The sequence below is a fragment of the Antarcticirhabdus aurantiaca genome (assembly GCF_009765365.1).
Lineage (GTDB): Bacteria > Pseudomonadota > Alphaproteobacteria > Rhizobiales > Rhizobiaceae > Antarcticirhabdus > Antarcticirhabdus aurantiaca.
Genome location: NZ_VTOM01000003.1, coordinates 40,394 through 57,488 on the forward strand (window position 1 = coordinate 40,394; position 17,095 = coordinate 57,488).

Sequence of the window (17,095 nt, forward strand, 5' to 3'; positions counted from 1 at the left end):
GATCTTCCGGATGCACCTGACGTTCACCGCTCCGTGCAACAAGGAAGGCGTACCCGAGGTCGGCACGAGCCGTAGGCGGGACGAGCGCGAGGAAGGCCCCCCATGCGGATCCACATCATCAGCGACCTGCACGACGATTACAGCCGTGCAAGCCTCGGCAATTACTCGATCCCCCGTGACATCGGACGGGACGCGGACGCGATCCTGATCGCTGGCGACATCGCCGGCCGACTGAGCCGGATGGGCCGGACGTGGCTTGAGCACCAGCGCCAGGCCACGGGGCTTCCGATCATCCTCTGCGCTGGCAACCACGATTATTGGAGAGGCTCCCTCGACGCCGAGATCGGCCGCTTCCGCGACCGCCTCCAGACGGATGGAATCCACATCCTAGACGGCGAGAGCCTGATCATGGGCGGATGCCGCTTCATCGGCGGCACGCTCTGGACGGACTACAGCATCTCCGGCGATACGGCGGCCGCGATGGAAGCGGCAACCGCATCGATGAAGGATTTCCGATTCATCCGCGCCGACGCGTACCGCCGACGCCTGCGACCCCATGCGCTGCTCGACGAGCACCTGCGCCACCGCGCCGCCATCGAAGCCGCACTGGCGACGCCGTTTGACGGTCCGACGATCGTCCTCACGCACCATGCGCCGTCGCCGATGTCGCTGCGGGACCCCTCGTATATCGAGGACCTGGACGCGTCCTACGCATCCGACCTCGAGCCGATCATCTACCGCTACCGACCGCAGCTCTGGATTCATGGTCACACGCACGAGCGGAAGGATTACTGGATCGGCGGCACACGAATCCTGTGCAATCCGAGAGGATACCAGCACGCGGCGCATGCCCGCCGGCAGGACGAGAGCGAGCAGACTGGGTTCGATCCGCGGCTGATCGTCGACCTCGCAGACGATCGCCCCTTCGCGAGTTGGGCGAACATCGAGGAGGCGATCGAGAGGCCGGATGATTTCCAGTGGCCGTTCGGAAGGCAGCCGCAGCTGACGCCGCCCGACGACGCCGGCGCCGCGATGATGCGTGCCCGGGCCGAGCGGGCGGACCCGGCGGCGATCGCCCGGATCCTAGGCGAGAGCCTCGATGGGCAGGAGGACGACACGTGACCGAAGACACCGACATCGACCGCTGGCTGGACGGCGAGTTCGGCTGGCCTGCCCTCGCCGACCGCCTGGGCCTGACGCTCGCCGAAGCGGCCCGGATCCGCCGCGCCGCACGGACCGCCGCCATCGAGTCGCTCACCGGCGTCCGCCTGGCGCGGCGGGCAGCGTCCGGCGAAGCGCTGGCGCAGCAGCTGCTCGCGGAGCGGACCGATCCGGATGCGGCGCCGGCGGCCGTCGACGAGGCGCTGGCGGAGCGGATCCGGCGGATGCGCGGGGGCGGGTCGTGACCGAGCGGGACGAGGAGCGCCGACGTAGGAGCGTGGCGGCCTGGATCGAGTTGGCCTTCGACGAGACACCGGGCGACCTGCCCGCCGCCGTCGTCGAGATGTGGGCGTCCGGCGGCACGAGCACAAAGGTCGCAAGCTGGGTGCTCGGCACCGACCTCGCCGGCCTCCTGCGCATCGCCGGCGAGCACGGAATTCTGATCCTTCGCGATCTGTCGATGAGGGTCGTTCCCGAAACCCTACCGGAATCCGTCATCGAACGGCTCCAGGCGCTGGCCGACGAGAACCCGGAGGACGACGAGTGAGCATCCGCGACGACCTCGACGACCTCATCGACGGGCGCGTCACATGGCCGGCTTTCGTCGCCGGCAGGAATCTCGACGCCGACGAGGCCGCCCTCGTCCGCAGCTATCTGCGCCGAGGCGGCATCCGCGGACTTGAACATGTGGCCGACGCTCGAGCGACCAGGCGTGTGACCGACCCTGGATGATCCACCACCGACTCTGAATCCAAAGCTCGAAACTGGAGACCGTCATGCGAGCCGTTCTCGCCACCCTGTCGCTCGTCCTCGCCCTCCCCGCCGCGGCGGCCGCCGACGACCCGTATACCGGTCGCTGGTCCGGCGCGTGCGGCGACCTGGCGTGCGAGCTGACGATCGAGCCCGCCGGTGCCGGCCGATGGTCCGTCGAATGGACGGCGACCGACCCGACGGATTTCGACCTCCTGCCGCTGTGCTCGATCTCGACGACCGCGGCGATCGGCACCGTCGTGCTAGGGCCCGTCGGCGAGGTCGATGGGATCGCGGTCGGGCGGGTGAAGGGGAAGCCGTTCGGGATCTTTCCGCTGGAGCCCGGCCGGATCAGCTGGTCGTCGACGTGGGAAGCGTGCCCGGGCATCGCGCCCAAGGGGTACTACGGCGAGTTGGGCGACTGAACGGAAAAGGCCCGCTCGATCCGTCGCCGGAGAGCGGGCCTTCCACCTCAAGGCGCCTCGAGGCTCCCCGTCCACCGGTGAGATGGTGCCGGCGGACGGGGTCGGCAAGCGTCAGAAGAGAGTGAGCTGCCGGACGGACGGCGACATGGTCGCGTCGACTGCGGCCGGATCCAGCCACAAACTTTCCACCCGTCGGCTTCAGCTGTTGTCGACGGCCACCCGATCGAGTCTCGTCCACCCCGCCAACGCCCTCTCGTAGACCGGGTGTGGATCGGCACCCAGCTTCTACGCCGATCGGCGCGGCAACCTGTTGAGCGGACTGACATCAAGAGGGCCCGCTCGCAACGCCTATCAACAATCTGAAGAAGCGGGGCGTCTCCGTCATCTTCATCAGCCATGCCCTGGAGGAGGCGCTGGCGCTCTCCGACAGGATCTCGATCCTCCGCGATGGCGAGATGATCGCAAGCGACGACGTGAAGGCGTTCAATCGGGAGACGATCGTACGAGCCATGGTCGGTCGGGCGTTGTCTGGAGAACTCTATCATGAGCACGGCGAAGATCGGGTACGGCGCCCCGGCAGGAAAGTTCTGTCGGTGCAGAACCTGTCCATGTCCAAGATCGTCAAGAACAACTCGTTCTCCGTCTACGCCGGACAGATCACCGGGCTTTTCGGTCTCATCGGTTCCGGCCGCACCGAGGCGGCGAAGGTGATCTCCGGCATCTACAAGCGCGACTTCTTCCACGGCGGCGAGGTACGGCTGAACAACAAGCCCGTACGCTACCGGACCCCGCGCTCCGCGGTCATGGACGGCATCGTGTACGTCACGGAGGACCGGAAGATCGAGGGCTTCTTCGAAAGCATGTCGATCGCAGAGAACATCCATCGCGGCGCGCAGGCGGCCAATGTCAGCTCGAGTTTCATTCTCCGCTACGGCGAAGTGAAACGAATGGCGGACGAATGGACCAAACGACTGAACATCAAGGCCATCAACTCGAATGCCAGGGTCATCGAGTTGTCCGGCGGCAATCAGCAGAAGGTCGTGATCGCCCGGTCTCTGGTCCAGAAGCCCAAGCTCATAATCGTCGACGAGCCGACCCGGGGTGTCGACGTCGGCGCGATTGCCGAGATCCATCAGCTCCTGAACCGGCTGGCCGACGACGGCATCGCGGTCGTCGTGATCTCCTCCTATCTTCCCGAGATCATGAACATCTCGGACCGGATCCTCGTCTCGCGCGCGGGCCGCATTGTCGAAGAATTCACCCCGAACGAAGCAACCGAGGAGCGCATCATGTATGCGGCCGTCCATTGACAGAACGTGACTTCGACATTGCGCCTCCCCTCCCCGGAGCTCGCATCTGCGTCGTCGGCGCCGGTTTCATGGGCTGTGTGATAGCCACGCTGTACTCGCGGCACGGCTACGACGTCGTCGTGAACGACGTGCAGACGGAAATGCTGCAGCAGTTCGGTACGCGAGCCATGCCGATCGCATCCGCGATCACAGGGGATGAGGCTCACGCCAAGAACGTCGTAGATAGGATCCGTTTCGAAGGCGATCTGGAGCGAGCGGTCGAGGGCGCGATCCTCGTCCACGAGGTGGTCCAGGAAGTGCTGAGCGTAAAACAGGCTCTCTTCCATCGGCTTGACCGACTCTGTCGAGAGAACGTCGTCATCGCCACCAACACGTCCTCCTTTCTGTTGTCGCAGATCGCGACCGACGTCACGCACAAACGGCGCGTTCTCGGAATCCACTATGTGACGCCTGCACACATCGTTCGCGTGGTGGAGCTGATCCATGCCGAGTTCACGCCGCCCGAGGTGGTGGAATGGGGCGGCACCTTCGTCTCGTCGCTAGACCATGTCGACGTCGCGATCGCCGAACGGCCGGGCTTTCTCGTGAACCGCATCCAATTCGCCATGCTGTCGGAGATCTACCGTCTGATGGACGAAGGTCTCGCTTCGCGCGAGGGTATCGATGCCGCAGTTCGTTTGAGCCTCGGGCCGAGGCTTGCGCTCTGGGGTCCTTTGCTGACGGAGGATCTCGTCGTTTCCAAACGAACCGCGCTGGCGGTGACGGACTCGCTTTACGACCAGACCGGAGACGAGAATTTCAAGGCCCGCAAGGCGCTCCGCCAACTTGTGGACCAAGGCCATCTGGGGGCGTTGACAGGCAAGGGCTGGTACGAATTCGGACGCGGTCACGAGGAGGTCGTGACGGAACGGGACCGGCAGCTGGCTGAACTTCTCACATGGCTGCGCGACTACGACGCCGTCGGCAGGATCGGCGTCCGGTCACCCGCGCCATCGTCGCCGAACCGGGCGTGCGACCAGGTGGAGGGATACCTTGGCCCGCGGTCGGAGTTCCGACGCGGCATCGCCATCAAGCGATGCCGCAGACGATAAGGCAAAAACTTGCAATTCGAGCGGTTGACCGGGCGGATCGGGGGAGCTCGACGACGAAGCGCATCTCGTGTGGGATGACGGCCGCTCGCACCGAGCGGCTCACCAACGGTAGAGGCGAGCGAGCCCGGCTCTGGCAACGGCAGGGCCGCACAGCAGGCCGTCAGATCGATCTGGACGGCGAAAGGCCAAGACCGCCCCGATGGGCCGCGTGGCCACGACTGCAGGCCGTGACGCGGCAGGTTCCCGATCCGACATCTGGCCGTGCTCTACCGTTCGCCCGGGTGGCGCTCGCTGCGCGACGACGGGACCGGAGCGACAGAATGGACCAAGGAGCAGCCTCGATGGTGCTCGGAACCCGACCGAACTGCCGTGATGGGGTCGTCTCGGAAACGGCCGGGCTTGCCGGCATGTGCAAAGCCGTGCCCCCAGAGCACGCCTCCTGCCGGCGGAGCCGGTTCGCCGGTGACGGCTGTGACGGCTTGTGGTTCACGGTTGCCTTCGCAGAGGCGGCGTTGGCACGAGCCTGCAGCGAGGATCCTCGAGGGCGCGATCCGGTGTCGCGCCCGGTGGGGCAGCGCCTCGATCAGCGGCAGCGTGGTTCGGGGTGGCGGTCGCAACGGCAGTGCGCCGGGTGCGGCCGGCGCATGACGCTGAGCGCTTGGCGCGCCGACGGGGGCGGCCGCGTGGATCGCAGTCGGACGCGCACGAAGGGTCCGTGACCGCTGCGATCGAGGAGCGCAAGGACATAACGCTCGATGAGATGTGGAGCGCCTGGCGAGCGAGCGCGAGGTGCATCGCCCTACACGAGCGCATCCTCCAAGTAGATGGTGTCGTAGTACTTCAAGGAATCGTTCAGCAGTTTGACCGGTCGCCCGTATTCGCTGCGGAGCGCGACGACGTTCGCGATGCCTTGCCGGTCGAGACGACCATCCCGGAAGAAGCCACCTTCGGCGTCGAGGAGGATGTCGTAGGATTTTCCGGCCAACGCGTCGCCCGCTCCCGGCACGTTTCGCCGAAAGATTTCCAGCGCCCGGGTCTTGTTTCCCGGATCGAAGAGCCAGTCGAGAGCCGCACGGTAGCTGCGAATGAAGGCGAGGATCTTTTCGCGGTTGTCGTGCGCCCATCGGCGCCGGGTAGCCGCTACGACACCCTGGTAAGCGCCAAGCGCCCGCGAGGCGTCGGCCAGCTGATTGCAGCCTTCATCGGTCGCCATGGCCTCGAAGGGAGTTACGAGAAGGGTGGCATCGAAATCCCGCCGCAACAACGAATCGTATCGGCTTTTGACGCCCCCGGCCTGCACGAAGCGGATCTCCGTCTGTTTGATCCCCGCCATGTCGAGGAGCTTCCGCAGTACGAAGGCATAGCCCGTCGTGAGCGCGTCGACCCCCAGTCGGCGGCCAGCAAGCTGCTCGATGGTGGCGATGTCCGGAACCGACACCAGCCGAAGGAATCCGCTGTCGCTTCCCATGAAGGCGACGAGGTCTGGTTCGAACCTCGTCTCTACGGCACCTTGGCCCTCCAAATAGGCGACCACATTGTCCATCGCGGTGAAGGCGATGTCGAATCGCCCGTCGACGAGTCCCGCCATTTGGAACTTCGAATCCGGAGTCGGCGTGATGTTCACGGCAACGCGGTTGTCGGCGAAAAAACCTCCCTCGTCAGCGACAAAGAGCGGCCAGTTGAAGCCGCCCGGAAAGACGACGATCTGCAGCGGATCTTCTTCGTCATCGCAACCAAGCGACATAGGTTTCTCCTTGTGCTCGTGGAACCGATGCTAGCCCATACATCCTGCCGGACCGTCTTCCGGGATGTTCTGGACGATCGAACTTGCGAGAACCGCTTCAGCTGCTTTCAGCGGGGAACTTGGAACGGAAGGACCCGAAATGCGGATCGTCTTGGCGGCAGCTTCGATCCCGTTGCGGTCGCTCTCCCGATCGCGAAGATGTTCCTGCCGCGGCAAGCCGATCACCGCGCCTTCGTCCTCGACGCGTTCACCGGAGACGCCGAGGAAGCCGACATGCTTGATACCCGCGTATCCACTCTTCTCCGGAAACCAGAACGTCCAGCTTGGAACGAACCTGCATCGAACTAGAAGCAAGATGAGAGCAGACCGTACGGCCGGCGCGATGCGTCCCGGGCGGGATCCTAATTCCGGAGCAGGCGCACCGCCGATCAACGCGAGGCACGAATGGTCCGGCGCACGATGAAAGCACGCCGAGTGGATACACTCTTCATCTCGGCACAACTCATGTTCGGCGAACCCGACGTGCTGACGGTCGTCGTGCATGTCCCGCTCGGCGTCGACGGCGTCGATCGACGTCTCCCCATGGGCGAGGCGGAAGCGCGCGTAGACAGAAGCGCGGGCGAATGCGACGCTCTCCAGGATGATGGGTCCGATGCCGATCCCGTCACCGCCGATCGACGACAGCACTTCATCAGAAGCATGGTCCCGTCCTCGACAAGCGCGAGCAGAACGACGCCCCTCCGCTCAGATCGAGCGGGACTCGGTCCTTGGTCGCCTCCCGCGGCTACGCGCCGCCGGCGGTAGCCGGAAGTCCGCACATCGCCATGAAGGCGGCGACGTACGCGTGAGCCTCACGCCTCGCGGCAATCTCCGTTTTCGCGTGATCTCGGCCGATGGTAGTCTTTTCCCGACCGGACGGCCGCAAGACGACCACCATCGGCCGCTATGCGTCGAGGACGGCGACAGCGGTAATCTCCACCATGATCTCGGCGGCAGCGAAAGCGGACGTCGTCAACAGCGTGCTCGCTGGAAAGTCCTTGCCGTAGATCTCCTTGCGGATGTCGCTGAAACGCTGCGAATAGCGGCCGTCAGAGATCGCTACCGTCATCCAGACGATGTCGGCGAGACTTCCGCCCGCTCGTTGCATGGTCTTTTCGACGTTCTTGAACGCCTGCCGCGTCTGGGCTTCGAAATCGCCTGCAAGCGATGCTCCGCTATCGTCGACGAACCCGACGTGTCCGGCGAGCCAGACCGTCTTGCCGCCTTCGGTCACCACGGCCGGCGAATAGGCGTATTTCGCTTCCCAGGTCGGCTCGATTATCGTCTTCTTGACGCTCATGTCATCGCTCCTCTTGTTGATCTATCGATGTCGACGCTTGCTAGAGCCGCGACTGCAGGAACCAGAGTAGCCGCGGCGCAAGGAAATGCGTGAAGCTCTGCGGTTCATCTATGGGGTCCCAAATCCAGAAATGCGGCGCCCCTTCGACGACAAGCGGCTGCGCCGGGATTCGAGCCTGCTTGAGGGCGTTGATGAAGGGAATCGACTGCGTCTCGGGATCGACCACGTCATCCTGCGTACCGTAGACGACGAGAAACGCCGTTCCGCGCCGCGACTGTTCGGCGTAGCTGATCGGCGACGCTTCGAAATAGACACGCCGGCTCTCCATAGGAGCAACGCCGAGATAGTTCTGGGAGATCTGGTCGAGAGGTCGAGCAAGCTGGTCGTGGTTCCACTGCGCGGCCATATCGAACACGCCGTAGATGGTGACAACCGCCTTCACTGCCGTGTCGACGCCGCTGTGGGCATCGGCGGGATAGGCGCCGCGGAAAGGCTCCTCCTTGCCGGCAAGCGCGGCCAACGCGGCCAGATGTCCGCCCGACGAGTCGCCGATCAGCGCCAATCGATCGGGATCCACATTCAACTCGTCCGAGTTGCCGCGGATATACTTTATCGCAGCAAGCACGTCCTGGACCAACTCGGGATACGTATCCTTGCCCAGCCTGTACTCGATAGCGAAGACCGTGTACCCGCGCTCCGCAAGGTACGGCCCCCAATGCTTGTAGACGCTGCGATCGCCGACCTGCCACCCACCGCCATGTATCGCCACGATCGCCGGCGAGCGGCTGCTGCCCGCTGGTGAGTAGATCGTTCCCGTGAGCGATATTCCGTCGTGAACCGCGTATTCCACGTTGTCCTGGACCTGGACGCCGGCGGCATGCGCCGACGTCATGCAGACGAGACAAAGGATCAGCGCGCCGAACCAGGATGCCGGATGGCGTTGAAACGACGGAGTCCGGACGAAAAGCTTCATCTCACGTCTCGTTCTGGGTCTTCGGTCGGAATGCAGAACCCAGCCTTGGCGTGGGCAGAGATCAGCCAGTCACGCGTCTGAAGCGATACGGCTTCCCTCCGGCATCGGATCCAATCCCGCATTGCCGAGCTCAGTTTAGTAATGTACGGTACATTACCGAGCTGCTCCGTCAACGAGGATTTTGGAAATTTTGCCACTCGCGCAAACATCGCCCGGTCGTTCCGGAAACTCGAAGTCGGCGAAGCGCCGGGAGGCCTTCCTGGAAGAAGCAGGCGACCTCTTCCTCCGGAACGGATTCGACAATGTGACCATAGACGCGATCATCGCCCGAAGCGGAGGATCGAAGGCAAGCATCTATCGAGAGTTCGGAAGCAAGGAAGCGCTGTTTTCGGAAGCCATCCGTCAGCGCTGCGAAAGAACGTTGCGACCGATCATGCAGCCGGCATCGACGAGCGAGGACCCTGCTGTCACCCTCTCGAGTTTCGGAGTGACGTTCCTGAAGTGCGTGCTTTCCGACGACGGCATCCTCATCCACCGGATCGTGCTGGCGGAAGCGCGACGCTTTCCCGAAGTCGGTCATGTCTTCTATTCTGCCGGCCCCCGATCTGTTTACCGCGCGCTATGGACGATATTTCTTCATCTCGAAGAACAGTCGAGAACGCCGGCAGGAAGCGCGGAAAGGCTTGCCCGGCTTTTCCATGGGATGATCCTCACGGAGCTGCAACTCGGAAGATTGCTTGCCGACGCTCCGATGCCGGACGATGCGTGCTTGCACGGTCATGTCGAGGCTGCCGTCAGGGCGCTGCTCCGCGAGGCGTGATCGTCGAGATGGCGCCGATCGCGGAGCAGCGGCCGTGGGAGCCGAGTCGGTCCCCCGACTGGACGATCGGTGCTCTCGATGTCGGTGCGACGATGCGATGTTCAGTTCGAAACGGTTCAGATCGGCGAGTGGATCGTTCGATGGACGATATCCGGGCTTTTCGGTCGAAGATTGCGGGCTGCGCGCCGACTTCCGACGATCGACGCCTGCCGCCCGAAGTGCCGCGAGACCAACGACATAGCCTCCATGTCCGCCGATGATCGGCATCATGAGCATCGGATCTCGGCGGCGACCGCGCGCAGCTCCTGGAGCAGCACGTCGGCCGGGGCGGACAGCGAGATGCCGGCGCGCAACGTGACGCCGACAGGCCCCATCGTGTCGTCCGTATCGAAGGCGAGACGCGCGAACTCGCCGCTCTGGAGATCCTCCAGCACCACGCCTTCCGAGATGACCCAGATCGCGTCGCTCGTGCGGACGTAGCGGCGCGAGAAGGCCAGCGAGACGGTTTCCACGATCCTCGCCGGGCGCGGCAGGTTGAAGGCCGCGAAGAAGCGATCGACGACCGGCCGGATCACCGAGCCGGGCGGCGGCAGGAGCCATTCGAACGCGCCAAGGGCGCCGGGCGAGAGCGGCGCCCCGGCGAGCGGGTGGTCCGCTCGAACGGCGAAGACGAGCGGCTCGGAGTAGAGGTGCTCGAAGACCAGGCCAGTGGTCGCCTCCGGCTCTCCCATCCGGCCGATGACGATGTCGAGATCGCCCTGGCGCAGCTGCTGGGTGAGGTAGTCGTTCGGGCCGGTGACGACGCGCGGCACCGCGCCAAAGCCGTGTGCCTGGTAGCGCCGGATGGCGCTCGGCAGGAGGCGCGCCGAAACAGTCGGCAGCGCCCCGACGCGCACGGGAAGCGCGTGCTCGGTTGTTGCGCCCTCGACCTCCTCCAGCCCGCGGCGCAGGGCCGACAGGCTCGCCTCCGCGTGGCGCAGGAACATCTCGCCGAAGCGCGATAGAACGGCGCCGCGCCGGGCGCGGTCGAACAGCTCGACGCCGAGGATCCGCTCCAGCTCCCGGATCGCCTTGGACACGGCCGGCTGGGTGATCGACAGGTCCGACGCGGCCCGCCCGACGCTCGCCTGCCGGGCGACGGCGACGAAGGCCCGGAGGTGGCGCAGGCGCACGGCCGACATTCGCATGTCTATAACTCCATGGTTATGAAAGCTGCATCGATCCTCATTTTACATCACCGTTCAAGCGAATTATGCCGAGACGAGGCCGGGAGGACGCCATGGCATTCGTGACAGCGAACGGAATCGCGATTCATCACCGGCTCGCCGGACGCCGCGGCGCGCCGCGCCTCGTCTTCCTGAATTCCCTCGGCTCGGACCTGCGGATCTGGGACGACGTCGTCGCCCGCTTGAGCGACAGCTTCGAGATCCTCCTCGTCGACAAGCGCGGCCACGGCCTCAGCGAGACGACGCCCGGTCCCTATTCTATCCCGCTCCTCGCGGGCGACCTGACGGCCCTTCTCGACGCGCTCGACTGGCGCGCGGCCTCGATCGTCGGCCTATCGATCGGCGGTCTCATCGCTCAGCACGTCGCAATCCACGCCCCCGAGCGGGTCGAAAGGCTGGTCCTGATGGACACGGCCGCGCGGATCGGTACGTCCGACGCGTGGAACGAGCGCATCGCCGCCGTCCGGGCCGGGGGCGTCGCCTCGATCGGCGAGGCGGTCGTCTCGCGCTGGTTTTCCGACGGTTACGCTGGCCGCCACCCCGCCCGCTTCGCCGCATGGCGCGCCATGCTGGAGGCGACGCCGGCGGAAGGTTACGCCGCGGCCTGCGCGGCCGTGCGCGATGCTGACTATCGCGAGGCGGTCGCGCACATCGCCACCCCGACGCTCGCCATCGCCGGCGACGCCGACAAGCCGACTCCGCCCGACCTCGTGCGCGACACCGCCGGGCGCATCCCCGGCGCCCGCTTCGAGCTCGTCGCCGGGGCCGGGCATCTGCCCTGCCTGGAGCGGCCCGCCGAGATCGCGGCGCTGATCGCCTCGCACCTCGGCGCCGAGGTCGAGGCCCCGAACCGCTTCGAGGCCGGCATGGCCGTGCGCCGCGCGGTGCTGGGCGACGCCCATGTCGACCGCGCGTCCGCCGCGGCGACGCCCTTCGACGCGCCGTTCCAGCGCTTCATCACGGAAGGCGCCTGGGGCTCGGTCTGGTCGCGCCCGCACTTCACGCGCCGCGAGCGCTCGATCGTGACGCTCGCGCTCCTCGCCGCCCTCGGGCAGGACGAGGAGCTCGCGATGCACGTGCGCGCGACGAGAAACACCGGCGCGAGCGCCGAGGACGTGGTCGAGGCGCTGATGCACGTCGCCGTCTATGCCGGCGTGCCGGCGGCCAACCACGCGATCAAGATCGCCAAGACGACATTCGCCGAGATGGAGGAAGCGGCACGATGAGCGGCGCCTATTTCCAACGCGACCGGGACTGGCACCCGCCGGCCCTGACGCCGGGCTACAAGACCTCCGTCCTACGCGCGCCCCGGCAGGCGCTCCTGTCCATGCCGACGACGCCCTCGGAGGAGACGGGGCCGGTCTTCGGCCACGACGTCCTCGGCCCTCTCGACAACGACCTCATCCGCAACTTCGCCAAAGACGGCGGCGAGGCGATCGGCCAGCGCATCGTGGTCTACGGCCGCGTGCTCGACGAGAACGCGCGTCCCGTGGCGGGCGCGCTGGTGGAGTTCTGGCAGGCCAATGCGGGCGGGCGCTACCGGCACAAGAAGGAAAGCTACCTCGCCGCCATCGACCCGAACTTCGGCGGCTGCGGTCGGGCGATCACCGACGCGGAAGGGCGCTACGCCTTTCGGACCGTGAAGCCCGGCGCCTACCCCTGGCCGAACGGCGTCAACGACTGGCGCCCGGCGCACATCCACTTCTCCGTCTTCGGCCACGCGTTCGCGCAGCGCCTGATCACCCAGATGTACTTCGAGGGCGACCCGATGATCTGGCAGTGTCCGATCGTCAAGACGATCCCCGATCCCGCCGCCATCGAGCGCCTCGTCGCCGCCCTCGACCGACACGAGACGATCCCGATGGACAGCCTCGCCTACAAGTTCGACATCGTCCTGCGCGGCCGGCGCTCCACGCTGTTCGAGAATCGGATGGAGGGCAACTGATGGTCCAGCGCCTCGACTACCTGAAGGAGAGCCCCTCCCAGACCGCCGGCCCCTACGTCCACATCGGCACCAACCCGAACTGGGTGGAGATCACCGGCGTCTGGAAGGATGACCTCGGCCTCGTCCTCGTCGGGCCCGAGACGGTGGGCGAGCGGATCCTCGTCGAGGGGCGGATCATCGACGGCTCGGGCGCGCTCGTGCGCGACGCGCTGGTCGAGATCTGGCAGGCCGATGCCGCGGGGCTCCACAACTCGCCCACGGAGACGCGCGGGACCGCCGATCCGGCCTTCGCCGGCTGGGCGCGCCAGCCCGTCTCGGATGCGGACGGTCTCTTCCGCTTCGAGACGATCCGGCCGGGCCGCGTGCCGTTTTCCGGCGGCGGCCTCCAGGCGCCGCACGTCACCGTCTGGATCGTCGCGCGCGGCATCAATCTCGGCCTGCACACCCGCCTCTACTTCGGCGACGAGGCGGAAGCCAATTCGGTCGACCCGCTCCTGAACCGCATTCCCGACCCGGTGCGGCGGGCGACGCTCGTCGCCCCGCGCACGGAGCGCGACGGGATGCCCGTCTTCACCTTCGACATTCGCCTTCAGGGCGATGGCGAAACCGTCTTCCTGGACATGTGACTAGGTGCCCATGGACAAGACCATTCCCAGCCTTTCCGAAGCGGTGTCGGGCATCCCGGACGGCGCAGTCGTGATGATCGGCGGCTTCGGCGGCTCTGGCGCGCCGATCGAGCTGATCCACGCGCTGATCGACCGGTACCTTTCGACCGGCAGCCCGAAGAACCTGATGGTCGTCAACAACAATGCCGGCAACGGCCATGTCGGCCTCGCGGCGCTGATCGAACAGGGCATGGTGCGGAAGCTCATCTGCTCCTTTCCCCGCTCGGCCGACCCGCGCGTCTTCACAGAGCGCTATCTCGCCGGCGAGATCGAGCTGGAACTGGTGCCGCAGGGCACCCTCGCCGAGCGCATCCGGGCGGGGGGCGCGGGCATCCCGGCCTTCTACACCCCGACGAGCTACGGCACCGACCTCGCGAAGGACAAGCCGGTCGAGGAGTTCGACGGGCGCCCCTACGTGCGCGAGCTCTGGCTGAAGGCCGATTTCGCGATCATCAAGGCCCACAAGGGCGACCGGCTCGGCAACCTCGTCTTCAACAAGGCTGCCCGCAACTTCAACCCTCTGATGGCGACCGCCGCGGCGGTCACGATCGCGCAGGTCACCGAGATCGTCGAGCCCGGCGCCATCAATCCCGAAGCGGTCGTGACGCCCGGCATCTTCGTGCAGGGACTCGTCGAGGTGCCGAACCCCGCGCAGGAGGAAGACCTCAACCGTACCGGCGCCGCCTACCCGGAGAAGGCCGCATGAGCTCCAAGCTTTCCGCCACCCAGATCGCCTGGCGCGCCGCGCAGGACATCGCCGACGGGGCCTACGTCAACCTCGGCATCGGCTTCCCCGAGATGGTGGCCAAGTTCCAGCCGCCGGGCCGCGAGGCGGTCTTCCACACCGAGAACGGCATCCTCGGCTTCGGTGAGGCGCCGCGGCCGGGCGAAGAGGACTGGGACCTCATCAACGCCGGCAAGAAGGCGGTGACGCTCAAAGCCGGCACGGCCTTCTTCCACCACGCCGACAGCTTCGCCATGGTGCGCGGTGGACACCTCGACGTCGCGATCCTCGGGGCCTACGAGGTGGCCGAGAGCGGGGATCTGGCCAACTGGTCGACGGGGCCGAAGGGCGTGCCGGCCGTCGGCGGGGCGATGGACCTCGTCCACGGCGCGAAGCGCGTCGCGGTCATCACCGACCACGTGACAAAGGACGGCAAGCCGAAGCTCGTGAAGCGCTGCTCGCTGCCGCTGACGGGAGTCGCCTGCGTCACCCGCGTCTACACGAGCCTCGCCGTCATCGACATCGAGAACGGGCGCTTCGTACTACGCGAGAAGCTGCCGTCTCTGTCGGTCGATGACCTGCAAGCCCAGACGGGCGCTGAACTCCTCGTCCCCGGGCCCGTCGCCGACCTTGTCGTTCCGGAGCTTTGAGATGAGCGAAGCCTTCATCTGCGCCTACCTGCGCACGCCGATCGGCCGCTTTGGCGGCTCCTTGTCGTCCGTCCGGGCCGACGACCTCGGGGCCGTGCCCCTCAAGGCCTTGATGGAGCGCCATGCGTCCGTCGACTTCGGCGCCGTGGACGAGGTGATCTTCGGCTGCGCCAACCAGGCGGGCGAGGACAATCGCAACGTCGCGCGCATGTCGCTCCTGCTTGCCGGTCTCCCCGAGAACGTGCCGGGCACGACGATGAACCGCCTCTGCGGCTCGGGGATGGACGCCGTGATCACGGCGGCGCGGGCGATCAAGTCCGGCGAGGCCGAGCTCGTGATCGCCGGCGGGGTCGAGTCGATGTCCCGCGCGCCCTTCGTCATGCCGAAGGCGGAGAGCGCCTTCTCGCGCCACGCCGAGATCCACGACACCACGATCGGCTGGCGCTTCGTGAACCCGCTGATGAAGGCCCAGTACGGCGTCGACTCCATGCCGGAGACGGGCGAGAACGTCGCCGAGGACTTCCACGTCAGCCGAGAGGACCAGGACGCCTTCGCTGTCCGCTCCCAGAACAAGGCGGCGGCCGCGCAGGAGAACGGCCGCCTCGGACACGAGATCGTCCCCGTTACGATCCCACAGCGAAAGGGAGAGCCGAAGGTGGTGGATAGCGATGAGCATCCCCGCGCCACCACGATGGAGGCCCTCGCCAAGCTGCCCACCCCGTTCCGCAAGGGCGGAACCGTGACGGCGGGCAACGCGTCGGGCGTCAACGACGGGGCGGCGGCGCTGATCGTGGCGAGCGAGGCGGCGGCCAGACGCCACGGGCTCACCCCCATCGCCCGCATCCTCGGCGGGGCAACCGCCGGTGTTCCGCCGCGCATCATGGGCTTCGGCCCGGCGCCGGCCTCGAAGAAGCTGATGGAGCGGCTAGGCCTCCAGGCCTCGGACTTCGACGTCATCGAGCTGAACGAGGCCTTCGCCTCCCAGGGGCTTGCGACGCTGCGCGACCTCGGCATCGCCGACGACGATCCGCGCGTGAACCCGAACGGCGGCGGCATCGCGCTCGGCCACCCGCTCGGCATGTCGGGCGCCCGCATCACCGGCACGGCCGCGCTCGAGCTCCAGCTCACGGGCAAGCGCCGGGCGCTGGCCACCATGTGCATCGGCGTCGGCCAGGGCATCGCCATCGCGATCGAGCGGGTGTGATAATGGCGGCGGAGCGCCCCCTGGTCGAGAGCCTCGCCGGCGATGCCGAGATCGCCGCGCACTTCTCGGCGGCGGCCGAACTCTCGGCGATGCTGCACTTCGAGGCGGCGCTGGCGCTGGCGCAAGGGGCGCTTGGGATCGTTCCCGCAGGCGCTGCCGGCACCATCGCCGAGGCCGCCGCCGGGCTGAGCGCGGACATCGCGGCCATCGGCCTCGGCATGGCGCGGGACGGCGTGCCGATTCCGGCTCTGGTAGCCGAGCTTCGCGCCGCTTGCGGGCAGGACGCCGCCGCCTTCGTTCATCGCGGCGCGACGAGCCAGGACGTCGTGGATAGCGGGCTGATGCTGCGCCTGAAACGCGTCCTCTCACTGATCGACGGGCGGGTGGCGGCGCTTCTCGATATCCTTAGGGCGATCGAGGCCGATCAGGCGGGCACGCCTCTCATGGCCCAGACGCGGATGCAGGCCGCGCTGCCCTTCACCGTCGCCGACAAGCTCACCACCTGGCGCCTCCCGCTGGAGAGCCATCGCGTCCGCTTCCGCGCTCTCGCCACCGGCTTGCCGATCCAGCTGGGCGGTCCGATCGGCGATGGTGCGAGCTTCGGCCGCGACTATCCGGCGTTGCGGGCGGACCTCGCGCGCCGCCTCGATCTCCGCGACGCGCCGCCCTGGCACTCCGACCGCACGCCGATCCTCGACGTCGCCCACGCTCTCGCGCTCCTCACCGGAAGCCTTGCCAAGGTCGGGCAGGACGTGGCGCTGATGGCGCAGACCCGGGTCCACGCGGTCGAGCTCGCCGGCGGCGGCGGATCCTCGGCCATGGCCCACAAGCGCAACCCGATCGGCGCCGAGGTGTTGGTCTCGCTCGGGCGCCTCAATGCCGGGCTTCTCGGAACGCTTTCCCAATCCATGATCCACGAGAACGAGCGCTCGGGGGCCGCCTGGACGCTGGAATGGCTGGTGCTGCCTCAGATGGCGGAGGCTGCCGGCAGCGCGTGCCAGCTGGCGACAGCGCTGTTGTCCGGAGCGCGCTTCGCCCCGCCCGGCGGCTCCAGCCAGTGAGAACCCG

At 66.8% G+C, this 17,095-nt stretch carries 19 protein-coding genes and 1 pseudogene; 15 read left to right on the forward strand and 5 right to left on the reverse strand.

Annotated features, from left to right (window positions below):
• The first annotated feature begins 102 nt into the window (after positions 1-102).
• From FZN60_RS04020 to FZN60_RS04050, 7 genes and pseudogenes are all read left to right on the forward strand, one after another.
• Positions 103-1,122, forward strand: coding sequence for a metallophosphoesterase (locus tag FZN60_RS04020; RefSeq protein ID WP_158871366.1), 1,020 nt, complete (start codon positions 103-105; stop codon positions 1,120-1,122).
• The gene (locus FZN60_RS04025) at positions 1,119-1,406 is read left to right on the forward strand and encodes a hypothetical protein (protein ID WP_158871368.1); all 288 of its coding nucleotides are present in this window, start codon (positions 1,119-1,121) and stop codon (positions 1,404-1,406) included. The genes FZN60_RS04020 and FZN60_RS04025 overlap by 4 nt, the downstream gene beginning before the upstream one ends.
• The gene (locus FZN60_RS04030; protein WP_158871370.1) at positions 1,403-1,708 is read left to right on the forward strand and encodes a hypothetical protein; all 306 of its coding nucleotides are present in this window, start codon (positions 1,403-1,405) and stop codon (positions 1,706-1,708) included. The genes FZN60_RS04025 and FZN60_RS04030 overlap by 4 nt, the downstream gene beginning before the upstream one ends.
• Positions 1,705-1,893, forward strand: a complete 189-nt coding sequence (locus FZN60_RS04035; protein WP_158871372.1) for a hypothetical protein — start codon at positions 1,705-1,707, stop codon at positions 1,891-1,893. Before FZN60_RS04030 ends, FZN60_RS04035 begins: the two co-directional genes overlap by 4 nt.
• 44 nt (positions 1,894-1,937) lie before the next feature.
• Positions 1,938-2,336 (forward strand): hypothetical protein, encoded by a 399-nt coding sequence (locus FZN60_RS04040; RefSeq protein WP_158871374.1) that lies wholly within the window; start codon positions 1,938-1,940, stop codon positions 2,334-2,336.
• 350 nt (positions 2,337-2,686) lie between these two features.
• A pseudogene (locus FZN60_RS04045) lies at positions 2,687-3,646 on the forward strand (ATP-binding cassette domain-containing protein); the annotation flags it as partial.
• On the forward strand, positions 3,643-4,737 hold the full coding sequence (locus FZN60_RS04050; RefSeq protein ID WP_158871376.1) for a 3-hydroxyacyl-CoA dehydrogenase family protein: 1,095 nt from the start codon (positions 3,643-3,645) through the stop codon (positions 4,735-4,737). The pseudogene FZN60_RS04045 and the gene FZN60_RS04050, both read left to right, overlap by 4 nt.
• Positions 4,738-5,536: 799 nt before the next feature.
• Here FZN60_RS04050 and FZN60_RS04055 read toward each other — a convergent pair.
• The 4 genes from FZN60_RS04055 to FZN60_RS04070 all read right to left on the reverse strand — a co-directional run bounded on the left by FZN60_RS04055 (position 5,537) and on the right by FZN60_RS04070 (position 8,793).
• Positions 5,537-6,481, reverse strand: coding sequence for an ABC transporter substrate-binding protein (locus tag FZN60_RS04055; protein WP_158871378.1), 945 nt, complete (start codon positions 6,479-6,481; stop codon positions 5,537-5,539).
• Positions 6,482-6,511: 30 nt separating this feature from the next.
• Positions 6,512-7,168 (reverse strand): hypothetical protein, encoded by a 657-nt coding sequence (locus FZN60_RS04060; protein ID WP_158871380.1) that lies wholly within the window; start codon positions 7,166-7,168, stop codon positions 6,512-6,514.
• A 256-nt stretch (positions 7,169-7,424) separates the two neighbouring features.
• Positions 7,425-7,820 carry a RidA family protein gene (locus FZN60_RS04065; RefSeq protein WP_158871382.1) on the reverse strand — a complete coding sequence of 132 codons (396 nt, stop codon included), beginning with the start codon at positions 7,818-7,820 and terminating at the stop codon, positions 7,425-7,427.
• Between the two features lie 40 nt (positions 7,821-7,860).
• On the reverse strand, positions 7,861-8,793 hold the full coding sequence (locus tag FZN60_RS04070; protein WP_158871385.1) for an alpha/beta hydrolase: 933 nt from the start codon (positions 8,791-8,793) through the stop codon (positions 7,861-7,863).
• A 181-nt stretch (positions 8,794-8,974) separates the two neighbouring features.
• On the opposite strand from FZN60_RS04070, the gene FZN60_RS04075 reads away from it, so the two are divergent.
• On the forward strand, positions 8,975-9,613 hold the full coding sequence (locus tag FZN60_RS04075; RefSeq protein ID WP_158871387.1) for a TetR/AcrR family transcriptional regulator: 639 nt from the start codon (positions 8,975-8,977) through the stop codon (positions 9,611-9,613).
• A gap of 266 nt (positions 9,614-9,879) precedes the next feature.
• On the opposite strand, the gene pcaQ is transcribed toward FZN60_RS04075, so the two are convergent.
• On the reverse strand, positions 9,880-10,800 hold the full coding sequence (gene pcaQ / locus FZN60_RS04080; protein WP_199266481.1) for a pca operon transcription factor PcaQ: 921 nt from the start codon (positions 10,798-10,800) through the stop codon (positions 9,880-9,882).
• Between the two features lie 92 nt (positions 10,801-10,892).
• On the opposite strand from pcaQ, the gene pcaDC reads away from it, so the two are divergent.
• From pcaDC to FZN60_RS04115, 7 genes are read left to right on the forward strand one after another with little or no spacing between them, the layout of a single operon-like run.
• Positions 10,893-12,065 (forward strand): bifunctional 3-oxoadipate enol-lactonase/4-carboxymuconolactone decarboxylase PcaDC, encoded by a 1,173-nt coding sequence (gene pcaDC / locus FZN60_RS04085; RefSeq protein WP_158871389.1) that lies wholly within the window; start codon positions 10,893-10,895, stop codon positions 12,063-12,065.
• Positions 12,062-12,784 carry a protocatechuate 3,4-dioxygenase subunit beta gene (gene pcaH, locus FZN60_RS04090; protein WP_158871391.1) on the forward strand — a complete coding sequence of 241 codons (723 nt, stop codon included), beginning with the start codon at positions 12,062-12,064 and terminating at the stop codon, positions 12,782-12,784. The genes pcaDC and pcaH overlap by 4 nt, the downstream gene beginning before the upstream one ends.
• Positions 12,784-13,410, forward strand: a complete 627-nt coding sequence (pcaG, locus tag FZN60_RS04095; RefSeq protein WP_158871393.1) for a protocatechuate 3,4-dioxygenase subunit alpha — start codon at positions 12,784-12,786, stop codon at positions 13,408-13,410. Before pcaH ends, pcaG begins: the two co-directional genes overlap by 1 nt.
• Positions 13,411-13,420: 10 nt before the next feature.
• Complete coding sequence (locus FZN60_RS04100; RefSeq protein WP_158871395.1) at positions 13,421-14,155, forward strand: 3-oxoacid CoA-transferase subunit A; 735 nt, start codon at positions 13,421-13,423, stop codon at positions 14,153-14,155.
• Positions 14,152-14,823, forward strand: a complete 672-nt coding sequence (locus tag FZN60_RS04105; RefSeq protein WP_158871397.1) for a 3-oxoacid CoA-transferase subunit B — start codon at positions 14,152-14,154, stop codon at positions 14,821-14,823. Before FZN60_RS04100 ends, FZN60_RS04105 begins: the two co-directional genes overlap by 4 nt.
• A 1-nt stretch (position 14,824) precedes the next feature.
• Positions 14,825-16,027 (forward strand): 3-oxoadipyl-CoA thiolase, encoded by a 1,203-nt coding sequence (gene pcaF / locus FZN60_RS04110; RefSeq protein WP_158871399.1) that lies wholly within the window; start codon positions 14,825-14,827, stop codon positions 16,025-16,027.
• Positions 16,028-16,029: 2 nt separating this feature from the next.
• Positions 16,030-17,088 carry a 3-carboxy-cis,cis-muconate cycloisomerase gene (locus FZN60_RS04115; RefSeq protein ID WP_158871401.1) on the forward strand — a complete coding sequence of 353 codons (1,059 nt, stop codon included), beginning with the start codon at positions 16,030-16,032 and terminating at the stop codon, positions 17,086-17,088.
• Positions 17,089-17,095 lie beyond the last annotated feature (7 nt).